Annotated in this window: 12 protein-coding genes; 6 read left to right on the top strand and 6 right to left on the bottom strand. The window is 71.2% G+C overall.

Features of this window, described 5'->3' with window-relative positions:
* Positions 1 to 14 precede the first annotated feature (14 nt).
* A complete protein-coding gene (locus tag Q1N79_RS22255; RefSeq protein ID WP_300612025.1) occupies positions 15 to 164 on the top strand; it encodes a DUF3043 domain-containing protein in 150 nt (49 codons plus the stop codon).
* 402 nt (positions 165 to 566) lie between these two features.
* A complete protein-coding gene (locus Q1N79_RS22250) occupies positions 567 to 1568 on the top strand; it encodes an aldo/keto reductase family protein (RefSeq protein ID WP_300612021.1) in 1002 nt (333 codons plus the stop codon).
* Positions 1569 to 1599: 31 nt separating this feature from the next.
* On the opposite strand, the gene Q1N79_RS22245 is transcribed toward Q1N79_RS22250, so the two are convergent.
* The 3 genes from Q1N79_RS22245 to Q1N79_RS22235 all read right to left on the bottom strand — a co-directional run bounded on the left by Q1N79_RS22245 (position 1600) and on the right by Q1N79_RS22235 (position 3322).
* Positions 1600 to 1809, bottom strand: coding sequence for a hypothetical protein (locus Q1N79_RS22245; RefSeq protein WP_300612023.1), 210 nt, complete (start codon positions 1807 to 1809; stop codon positions 1600 to 1602).
* Positions 1810 to 1935: 126 nt separating this feature from the next.
* A complete protein-coding gene (locus tag Q1N79_RS22240) occupies positions 1936 to 2364 on the bottom strand; it encodes an ATP-binding protein (RefSeq protein WP_300612019.1) in 429 nt (142 codons plus the stop codon).
* Positions 2365 to 2596: 232 nt separating this feature from the next.
* Positions 2597 to 3322 carry a VTT domain-containing protein gene (locus Q1N79_RS22235; RefSeq protein WP_300612017.1) on the bottom strand — a complete coding sequence of 242 codons (726 nt, stop codon included), beginning with the start codon at positions 3320 to 3322 and terminating at the stop codon, positions 2597 to 2599.
* A 40-nt stretch (positions 3323 to 3362) separates the two neighbouring features.
* Between Q1N79_RS22235 and Q1N79_RS22230 the strand changes: the two genes are divergently transcribed.
* Positions 3363 to 4484: a DUF3500 domain-containing protein gene (locus Q1N79_RS22230; protein ID WP_300612015.1), complete on the top strand. Its 1122-nt coding sequence runs from the start codon at positions 3363 to 3365 to the stop codon at positions 4482 to 4484.
* 19 nt (positions 4485 to 4503) lie between these two features.
* Here Q1N79_RS22230 and Q1N79_RS22225 read toward each other — a convergent pair whose 3' ends face one another.
* On the bottom strand, positions 4504 to 5808 hold the full coding sequence (locus Q1N79_RS22225) for a citrate synthase (protein WP_300612013.1): 1305 nt from the start codon (positions 5806 to 5808) through the stop codon (positions 4504 to 4506).
* Between the two features lie 196 nt (positions 5809 to 6004).
* Between Q1N79_RS22225 and Q1N79_RS22220 the strand changes: the two genes are divergently transcribed.
* The gene (locus tag Q1N79_RS22220) at positions 6005 to 6925 is read left to right on the top strand and encodes an LLM class flavin-dependent oxidoreductase (protein ID WP_300612011.1); all 921 of its coding nucleotides are present in this window, start codon (positions 6005 to 6007) and stop codon (positions 6923 to 6925) included.
* Between the two features lie 26 nt (positions 6926 to 6951).
* Here the strand turns inward: Q1N79_RS22220 and Q1N79_RS22215 are convergent, their stop codons facing one another.
* Positions 6952 to 8067, bottom strand: coding sequence for an amidase (locus tag Q1N79_RS22215; RefSeq protein ID WP_300612009.1), 1116 nt, complete (start codon positions 8065 to 8067; stop codon positions 6952 to 6954).
* A 142-nt stretch (positions 8068 to 8209) separates the two neighbouring features.
* Here Q1N79_RS22215 and Q1N79_RS22210 point away from each other — a divergent pair, with 142 nt between their 5' ends.
* Positions 8210 to 8563 (top strand): DUF3054 domain-containing protein, encoded by a 354-nt coding sequence (locus tag Q1N79_RS22210; RefSeq protein ID WP_300612007.1) that lies wholly within the window; start codon positions 8210 to 8212, stop codon positions 8561 to 8563.
* 74 nt (positions 8564 to 8637) lie between these two features.
* Here the strand turns inward: Q1N79_RS22210 and Q1N79_RS22205 are convergent, their stop codons facing one another.
* Positions 8638 to 9285, bottom strand: a complete 648-nt coding sequence (locus Q1N79_RS22205; protein WP_300612005.1) for an isochorismatase family cysteine hydrolase — start codon at positions 9283 to 9285, stop codon at positions 8638 to 8640.
* 70 nt (positions 9286 to 9355) lie between these two features.
* Between Q1N79_RS22205 and Q1N79_RS22200 the strand changes: the two genes are divergently transcribed.
* The gene (locus Q1N79_RS22200; protein WP_300612003.1) at positions 9356 to 9829 is read left to right on the top strand and encodes a hypothetical protein; all 474 of its coding nucleotides are present in this window, start codon (positions 9356 to 9358) and stop codon (positions 9827 to 9829) included.
* The last annotated feature ends 256 nt before the right edge of the window (positions 9830 to 10085 follow it).

The following is a 10085-nucleotide window of genomic DNA, read 5'->3' as shown; positions in this document are numbered from 1 at the left end:
CCGTCGACGCGTTCGTGATCCGCCGTGCGCTGCACAAGCTGGCCGCCGAGCGGTTCCCTAACGAGTCCACCCGCGGCATGACGACGTACGCGGTGATGCGCGCTCTGCAGATCCGCCGGTTCCGCATGCCCGCACCCAGGCTCAAGCCGGGCGACCCGTTCTAGCCGGGCGGCGGAGCCGCCCGGCTAGTGAGCCGGCCGTGAGTGCTGCGGTCACCACGTGAGCCGTCTTCGGTCACAGAAGGTGCCGGCCGTGGCCGCTGGCCCCTCTGCGGCGCAGGGCAGGTCACGGGTCAACCCCGCCAGCAGCGGGCACATAGCGGACATTTCCCCGTCCAGCCGTGAACCACCCCCCGGAAACCGCCCATGGAACATGATCACGGGTCAAACGGGACCGTACACGCGGGGCGCGGCGGCGGGGGAAACCGCGGCGCGCCCGGGGCGCCCGATGTGCCCGATGTGCCCGGGGCAGCCGGGACAGCGCGGGGCCGGAGCAGGCGACTGCACGCTGACCCCGCAACCGGGGACCGGCTCACTAGAAGCCGGCGGCATCGATAGGGTCTTCCCATGCAATACCGTCATCTCGGCAAGTCCGGGCTGAAAGTCAGCGAGATCGCCTACGGCAACTGGATCACGCACGGCTCCCAGATCGAGGAGGAGGCCGCGCGGGCGTGCGTCCACGCGGCTCTTGAGGAGGGCGTCTCCACCTTCGACACCGCCGACGTGTACGCCGGGGGGGTGGCCGAGGAGGTGCTTGGCCGGGCGCTGAAGGGGGTGCGCCGCGAGACCGTCGAGATTTGCACCAAGGTCTACTGGCCCCGCGGCGACGGCCCGAACAACAGCGGCCTGTCCCGCAAGCACGTGACCGAGGGGCTGCACAACTCGCTGCGCCGCCTCGGCACCGACTACGTGGACCTGTACCAGGCGCATCGGTACGACTACGAGACGCCGCTGGAGGAGACGCTGCGCGCGTTCGACGACCTCGTGCGCGCCGGGAAGGCCCTGTACGTCGGCGTGTCCGAGTGGCGCGCCGGGCAGATCGCCGCCGCGCTGCGCATCGCCGCCGAGATGGGGCTTGACCGGATCGTGTCCAACCAGCCGCAGTACAACATGCTGTGGCGGGTCATCGAACCCGAGGTGATCCCGCTGTGCGAGCAGGAGGGCCTCGGCCAGCTCGTCTTCTCCCCCATCGCCCAGGGCGTGCTGACCGGCAAGTACAAGCCGGGCGCGCAGCCGCCGCCCGGCTCACGGGCCACCGACCAGGGCGGCGCCAGATTCATCGGCCGCGTGCTGACCGAGCCGGTGCTGGGCGCCGTGGCCGCCCTGCCCGCGCTGGCGGCCGAGGCGGGCCTGACGCCGGCCCAGCTCGCGGTCGCCTGGGTGCTGCAGCAGCCGACGGTGTCGGCGGCGATCGTCGGCGCCACCCGGCCGGAGCAGGTCAAGGACAACGTCGGGGCGGCCGGCAAGAAGCTTGACCCAGACCTGATGCGCGCGATCGATGAGGCGCTTGGGGACGTGGTGACGCGCGACCCGAGCCGCACGGAAAGCCCGGCGAAGCGCCCGTCGTGAGAGCAGCCCCGCGACCCGCGGCAGGCAGCGGTCAGGCCTCCGGGTGCAGGCTCATCGGGCCGTACTCTTTGCGCTCGTCGTCGAGCAGCGTCACCTGATCAACGCCCGCCTCGAGCAGGGCGCGCCAGTTCTCGCCGAGCCAGCTTTCCGCGTCCCCCTGGCTGGCGAAGATCGCGTCCTGCAGCCCCAGGCCGTTCACGACCGCGCCGTCTGCCTTCTCATACCGCCACGTCCAGGGCATCACGCTTCGCCTCCCTCTCGCATCGTCGCCGTCCTGCGAGGGTAGCAGCGCTGCCTCGTGGCCTGTCCCGTCCCCGAGGATTAACCGCCTGATCCGCCACCCCCCTCCGCGCGCCGGGTCAGGCGGTTACGCACAGAAGAGGATCGCCCAGACCGCCTTGCCGCGGCCGGCCACCGGGCTCCAGCCCCACACGTCGCTCAGCGCGTCCACCATCTGCAGGCCGCGGCCGGCCTCTTCGGCTCCGCTGGGGTCCTTCAGCACGGGCGCCGCGTCGCTCGGGTCGAGCACCGCGCAGATCACCTCGCCGGTGCGGCGCAGCAGCCGCAGGCCGAAGTTCTCCCCGGCCGACTTGCGCTCAGGGGTCGACGGGACGCCGTGCGTGACGGCGTTCGCCACGAATTCCCCGACGATGATCTCCGCGTCCTCGGCGAGCGCGGCAAGTCCCCACTCGCGCAGCGTGTTCCGGGTCAGGCGGCGCGCCGCGCGAGAGGCCTGCGGCCCGCGGCTGAGCGGGCACACCACCGCGGACGGCGAGTCCCACCAGTCAGCTGGCATCCGCACGACACGCGGGCGCCCAGATCCGCAGTCCAACCGCGCTGGCAGCTCCATCGGCCTGCGGGCCGCAGGGTCGATCCTGGTCCGGGTGGGCAGCTGTACGAGTTGGTTCACGCTCATGGCGACCCCGATGGTGGGTTCCAGCGTCGTCCGGGCGATCGACGCAGCACACATCCTGCCCGAGGGGCCATGCAGATGCAAGGCCGAATGCACGTTCATTTGTAACGTGCAGCTAACGGTGCAGCCGGGCACCGCGCATTTGTCCCGCCACCACAAGTACGACGATCGCAATTGAGACATAGAGGCCATACCGCGAAATCGCCTGCGCTACCACGACCGCGTGGTGCCCGAGCGCGTACCCCAGGCCAGCCAGCATGCCCGCCCAGAGCAGCGAGCCGATCGCGTCGAGGATGACGAAGGTCGCCAGGCTCATCCCGGCCCAGCCGGCCACGGCGTACACGATCGCGTTCGGCACCGGCAGGAACGGCGCGGCCACGACCGCGGGCCAGGTGAACCAGCGGCCCCACCGGCGTACCCGGGCGATGAACTTCTGGCCGTGCTTGCGCCGGCCGGAGAACAGCAGGATAATCCGCTCGCCCCAGATCCTGCCCGCCCACCAGTAGAGCGGGTCGAACTTCATCAGGCCGGGGATCGAGGCGAGCATGACCACGGCGAGCGAGCCGTGCCCCACCCGCGCGAACGCGGCGGCGGCCACGATCGCCTCGGTCGAGCCGTTCAGCAGCTCGAGCAGCACGGGGTGCGTGCCCACGAGGGCGGCCCGGAACGGCAGCAGGATCAGGTAGTACACGCCGCTGATCGTGATGCCCGCCCAGCACAGGATGTCCACCCGCCGGGGCTTGCCCACCCAGGGCAGCCGCGGGTCGTCCCAGGGGTCGGCGCGCGCAGCCGCCTGCTGAGCCGACAGTTGTTCCGCGGCCGCCGTCGGCTCTTCGGTCACGGCGTTACGTTATACATAGGGCCCGTGCGATAACAACTGTGTGATCCCAACCAACGGCGGCGCGGAGGCGGCCATGGCGACAAGCGGCGAACCGTACCTCGCGCCGGAGACCGCCGCCCGGATGGCCGCCGCGGCCACCGCGTTCATGGCGGGCCTCGATGAGGCGCAACGGTCCGTTCTGGATAACGGTTTTGAGCTCGACGGGGTGCGGCGGGACTGGTCGTACCTGCCCGAGCCGGTGCGGGACGGGCTGCCCATCGGCTCCCTCTCCGACCCGCAGCGCAAGCTCGCGCACCAGCTCATCGTCGCCTCGGTGAGCATGCCCGGCTACGCGAAGGTCGTCTCGATCATGGCGATGGAGCACGTCAGGCGGGCGCTGATGCTCGCCGCCGCGCCGGCCATCGCGCACTTGTTCGATCCGGGGCGATACTGTTTCCGTGTGTTCGGGACGCCGGGCCGGAGCGAGCCGTGGGGGTGGCAGCTCGCCGGGCACCACGTGGTGCTGAACTTCACCGTCACCGGCGGGCGGTACCTGTCCCCCACCCCGTGCATGCTTGGCAGCGTGCCGGCCGGCTTCGGCACGCTTGCGCCGCTTGCGGACGACGAGGAGCGCGGGTACGCGTTCGTGAACTCGCTGTCGCAGGCGCAGCGGGCGGCCGCGGTGATCTACGATCGCCCGCCGCCGGACTTCGCCACCCGCATCGTGCCAAGGATCGGCGCCGTGGAGCTGCCTGACCACGTGTTCGAGCCCGAGCCCGACTACACGATCGACGACACCGAGCGGTCGATCCTGAGCTACGTGCGCGACGGGCCGAAGGGCGTGCCCGGGTCGGCTCTTGACAGCAGGCGGCTGGACGCGCTCGTCGGTCTCGTGGCGGGCTTCGCCGGGCGGCTGCCTGCCGAGGTGGCGGCGGCGGAGCTGGACCGGGTGCTCGCGGCCGGGGCGGAGCACCTGGCGTTCGCGTGGGCGGGCAGCACGGCGCCCGGCGAGCGGCACTACTACCGCGTGCAGGGGCCGGACCTGCTGATCGAGCTGGACAACACGCAAGGCGGCGGGAACCACATCCACTCGGTGTGGCGGAACCCGGCCAACGACTTCGGCGACGACATCCTGGCCGCCCACTACCGCGCTGACCATCCAGCGGGGCATCCGGCGCGGTAGCGGGCGGCGCGGGGACTGGCTAGCGCTTCTCCAGCGGCAGGAAATCGCGCTCGGCCGGGCCGGTGTAGACCTGCCGCGGCCGGCCGATCTTGGTCGCCGGGTCCTTGATCATCTCCCGGTAGTGCGCGATCCAGCCGGGCAGCCGGCCGAGCGCGAACAGCACGGTGAACATCCGGGTCGGGAAGCCCATCGCCCGGTAGATCAGCCCGGTGTAGAAGTCGACGTTCGGGTAGAGCCTGCGCGAGATGAAGTAGTCGTCGGACAGCGCCCGCTCCTCCAGCTGCTTGGCGAGGTCGAGCAGGTGGTCGTTGGTGCCGAGCTTGTCCAGGATCTCGTCCGCGGTGGCCTTGACGATCTTCGCGCGCGGGTCGTAGTGCTTGTACACGCGGTGGCCGAAGCCCATCAGCTTGACGCCCTCGTGCTTGTCCTTCACCTTGGCGACGAAGTCGTCCACGTTGCCGCCGCTGTTCCTGATGTCGACGAGCATCTCGAGCACGGCCGCGTTGGCGCCGCCGTGCAGCGGCCCGAACAGGGCGTTGATGCCGGCCGAGATGCTGGCGAACAGGTTGGCCTCGCTGCTGCCGACCATCCGGACGGTGGACGTGGAGCAGTTCTGCTCGTGGTCGGCGTGCAGCACGAACAGCAGGTCCAGCGCCTTGGCGACGGCCGGGTCCGGTTCGTAGGACTCCGTCGGCAGGCCGAAGGTCATCCGCAGGAAGTTCTCCACGAGGCCGAGCGAGTTGTCCGGGTACAGGAACGCCTGCCCGACCGACTTCTTGTAGGCGTAGGCCGCCAGCGTCGGCACCTTGGCGAGGAGCCGGACGGTGGACAGCTCGACGTTCGGCTCGTCGAACGGGTTGAGCGCGTCCTGGTAGAAGGTGGACAGCGCGGACACGGCGCTCGACAGGACGGGCATCGGGTGCGCGTCGCGCGGGAACCCGTCGAAGAACCGTTTCAGGTCCTCGTGCAGCAGGGTGTGCTTGGTGACCTGCTGCGTGAACTGCGCCAGCTGCGCCTGGGTCGGCAGCTCCCCGTATATCAGCAGGTAGCTGACCTCGAGGAAGTTCGACTGCTCCGCCAGTTGCTCGATCGGGTAGCCGCGGTAGCGCAGGATGCCCGCGTCCCCGTCGATGTAGGTGATCTCCGATGAGCACGCGGCGGTGTTGACGAAGCCGGGGTCAAGCGTCACCATGCCGGTTGCTGACAGCAGCTTCGTCACCTCGATTCCCGCTGCGCCCTCGGTCGCGGGCTTGACCGGAAGCTCGAGCTCGCCGCCTTGGTAACGCAGCGCTACTGAGCCATTGGTGGACGATGCGTCGGGCATTCGCGTCCCTTTCACGGTTCGACGGGACGCGCGCATGGCAAAGCGGCCGGGATCGCCGACCGCGGCACCGCCCCGTTGGGGTCCTCAAGTCTCACTTCGTACGTTATTCCGCCGTAGCGCCGTTGGGATACCCGGAAGATATAGGACAACGGTCACATAAGGGGCGCACGGCGCCCCGGCTAGTTACGATGCCGCCATGAGGTTCGCGATCTCGATCCCGCAGTTCTACGCCGACGGCGAGTTCGACCCGGCGGCATTTCGCGCCTACTTCGCCCGCGCTGAAGCACTCGGCTGCTACGAGAGCGCGTGGGCGCAGGAGATGACGCTCAGCGCGTCCCCGCAGCTGTCGCCGCTCGAGGCGATGACGTACGCCGCCGCGTGCACGTCCACGCTGCGGCTCGGCTGCGTGGTGTTCGTGACGACGCTGCACTCGCCCGTGCACCTGGCCAAGAGCCTGGCCACGCTTGACCAGCTCAGCGGCGGGCGCCTGGAGGTCGGGGTGGGCACGGGCGGCCCGCAGCGCCCGTTCGCGGCGTTCGGCGTTGACCGTTCGCGGTACCTCGCGCGGTTCACCGAGGGGCTGGCGCTGACGAAGGCGCTGTGGACACGGGACAGCGTGACCTTCGACGGCGAGTTCTGGCAGCTCAAGGACGCGCGGATGGAGCCGAAGCCGGCCCAGAAGCCGTACCCGCGGCTGTGGTTCGGCGCGTCGGGCGACGGTGCGCTGCGCCGGGCGGTCCGGCTCGGCGACGGCTTTTTCGGCGCGGGGTCGTCATCGACGGCGGCCTTCGCCGCGCAGGTGTCGGTCGTGCGGGAAGCGCTGGCGGCCGCGGGGCGCCCCGCGGCCGAGTTCCCGATCGCCAAGCGGATTTACATCGGCATAGACTCCGACGCGGCGCGGGCGCGGCAGCGGGTCAACGCCGCGCTTGCGGGGATCTACGGGCGCCGTGTGCCGGCCATCGAGGAGGCGGCGGTCGCGGGCACGGTCGCTGACTGCGTCGCCGCGGCGCGGGCGGTGGCCGCCGCGGGGGCGGAGCTGATCTTGTTCACGCCCTTGTACGAGGTGCCTGAGCATGCCGGGCAGATCGCCGCGGAGATCATCCCGCAGCTCGGCTGAGGCCGCGGGTGGCTGCTGCGGGCGGCTCAGCCGGCCGCTGCGGCCGCCTCGATCACCCGCCCGAAAGCCAGGACTGTCTCCTCGTCGGGCCCGATCACCTGCAGCGCCGCGATCACGCCGCCGACGGCGGGCACGGGCAGCGCGAGCGCGGGCAGCCCGGCCAGGCTGGCCGGCGCGGTCAGCAGGGTGAGCGCGAACCCCCGCCCCCCGATCAGCGGCGGCTGCCCGGCGAGTACCGGCAGCACGAGGACGGGGAAGTCAGCGAGCACGTTGCTGAGCGCGGCCCGCACCTCCTCCCTGGTCCGGTCCGCCGACGCGCGGTCGGCACGGCTCAGCCGGGCGCCGCGTTCGAGGTTCCGCCGGACGTGCGGGCTGAGCTGAGACAGGTACGGCATCAGGTAGGCATTGGTCCGGAAGCCCTCGGCGTCGATGATCACCGCGGCCGCGGCCAGCGCCTCCCGGAAGTCACCCCACGCGACGCGCGTCACGATTACCCCCGCCGCGGCGAGCGCCCGGTCCACGGCCGCGTCCACCGCCGGGTCCACGACGCCTTCGAGGCCGAGTGTCCCGAGCCGCCCGGCCGTCAGCGCGCCACGCCACGGCCGCACGGTGAAGCCCGGCTCGATCAGCCCCATCCCGAGTTCGACCGCCGACACGTCCGCGCCAAGCGGCCCGACGGTGTCAAGCGACGGCGCCAGCGGGTACACGCCCTTCACGGAGACCCGGCCCCACGCGGTCTTGAGCCCGGCGACGCCGCAGCATGCGGCGGGTATCCGTACGGAGCCAGCGCTGTCCGTTCCGAATGAAGTGTCTGCTTCGCCCGTTGCTACGGCCACCGCCGATCCGCTTGAGGAGCCGCCAGGGACCCGCCGCGGATCCCTTGGGTTCACCGGGGTCCCGGCCCAGTGGTTCACCCCGTTCGCCGACCAGCACAGCTCGGTGAGCCCGGTCTTGCCGACGACCCGCGCGCCCGCCTCCCTGGCGGACGCCACCACCGAAGCGTCATTGCCGGCCGGCTCGGCCATCTCGGCGACAACCGGGCAGCCCGCTGTCGTCGGCAGCCCAGCCACGTCGATGCAGTCCTTCACAGCGAGCCGGGGGCCGCCGCCGGCGGCGTCCAGCCGGACCACCCAGGTGCCCATAGCCTCATGATCGCGCAAGAAAGCAGCGTTGTCGGCGGGCTCCCCCGCTCCCCCGCTCCCCCGCTCGGTGTGTCACGGACTAGCAGGGACGGAACGAAACGGGGTGGCTCGTTACGGGCACGATCCGCGTACCCTTGCCTGCATGCGCCCGGCTCGGATCGCGCCAGTGCTGCTCGACATCTGCTGCGTGCTCGTCTTCGTGATCATCGGGCGGGCCAGCCACGCCAAGGGCGAGGCGCTCGGCGGCATCGCGTCGACGGCGTGGCCGTTCCTGTGCGGCCTGGTCGCCGGCTGGGCGCTGTCGCGCGCCTGGCGGGCGCCGGTCGCCCTGGCGCCGGCCGGGGTGGCCGCGTGGCTGTCGGCCGTGGCGCTCGGCATGGCCCTGCGGGTGATCGCGGGCCAGGGCACCGCGGTCGCGTTCGTTGTCGTCGCGCTGGCGTTCCTCGGCCTGTTCCTGCTCGGCTGGCGGCTGCTCTGGCGGCTGGCCACCCGCTGAGTTCACTTCCTTACCGCGCCTTGCCACGTCTTGGCTACGTCTTGCTGCACGCTGTTACGCCTGGCTGCGGCTGGCTACGCGGACGCCATGACCGGGGACGGCAGGCGGCCGGCCGCGCCGCGCGGGTCTGCGGCGTCGAAGCCGCGGCTGACGCTGACGATCTCGGCGAGCTCGTAGCTGCTCAGCACCTCGACGGACAGCTCGTGCAGGCGGCGGGTCTTGGCCGCGCAGCAGTCCTCGAGCAGGGTGACGGGGAAATCGCGCATGAACGCCGAACGCGCGGTCGTCTCGACGCAGATGTTCGTCACCACGCCGCAGATCATCAGGTCCGTCACGCCCAGGCCCCGCAGCAGCGGCTCGAGCGAGGTCCACTGGAACGCGTCGAAGCGGACCTTGTCCACCACGAGGTCGTCAGGACCGCACCCGAGTTCGGCGCATACCGCGGCATCCCAGGTGCCGTTCGCGAGGCCTGCCACGCCGGCCAGCTCGGGGCTGTTGCGGATCAGCGCGGCACCCTCGTCGGGCCGTCCAGGACGGTAAACGTGCCTGGTGAACACGACCGGGATATGCGCGCGGCGGGCCTGGCCGACCGCGATGGCGGCGTTGCGCACCGCGTCCATGGCGCCCTCGAGGCCGCGGCCGACCCGGGGGAACGACCCGTCCGGGTGGCAGAACCCGTTCTGCATGTCGACCACGAGCAGCGCGTGCCCGCTGGAAGTCATCGCCGGCTCCTTCCGTGTTCGTGTCCTTGCAACGTAACATCCGGGCCGCCGGATGGGTATTGTCCCCTGAATGGAGAGACGATCGGTCGTCGCGGAGGTACGCGACGCTTTTCGCACCGAGCTCGACAGCGGCCAGCAGTCGGCGCTGATCAGCTGGATGGCGTTCACGACGGTGTTCGGCGGGGTGCGGGGCGTCACGCACGCCATCAAGGCCGGCAAGGGACCGTTCCGCAACCTCAGCGTTGGCGGTGAGCACCTGCACCACTACATGTGGGGCATCGGCATGCTGGCCGGCGTCGGCGCGATCGCGGTCCGCGGCACCGAGGAGCTGCGCCGCCACCCGGGCACCGCGGTCGCCTACGGCGCCGCGCTTGCCCTCATCGTGGACGAGTTCGCGCTGCTGCTCGACCTCAAGGACGTCTACTGGGCTAAGCAGGGCCGGATCTCCGTCGACCTCGCGGTCAGCGGCAGCTCGCTGGCGGGCACGTACTTCGCGGCCCTGCCAGTCATCCGCAAGGTGTCCCGCCGCATGCGCGGCCTGTAGCGGCCCGATCGCACGGGCTTTCGTCAGCGGGGATAGAAACCCACCTTTAAAGGTGGGTTTCTATCCCCCATCATGAATCTCGCGTCGTGGGCCCGGGGTCCGGGGCAGCGGCGAGGGCCGGCCGGGCAGCGGGGGGTAGCTGGCGCGCGGGAGCCGGAGCCAGGGCGGCCAACGCCGCTGCGACAGGCGGCGCCTGCACCGCTGAGGGGTCCGGTCGGGCCGCGGGCGATGCCGGGGCGTGGGAGCCCGCGGGCGG

This window comes from Trebonia sp. (assembly GCF_030042015.1).
Lineage (GTDB): Bacteria > Actinomycetota > Actinomycetes > Streptosporangiales > Streptosporangiaceae > Trebonia.
The sequence above is the reverse complement of the archived record's forward strand: the minus strand, read 5'-3'. Positions and strand labels throughout refer to the sequence as shown.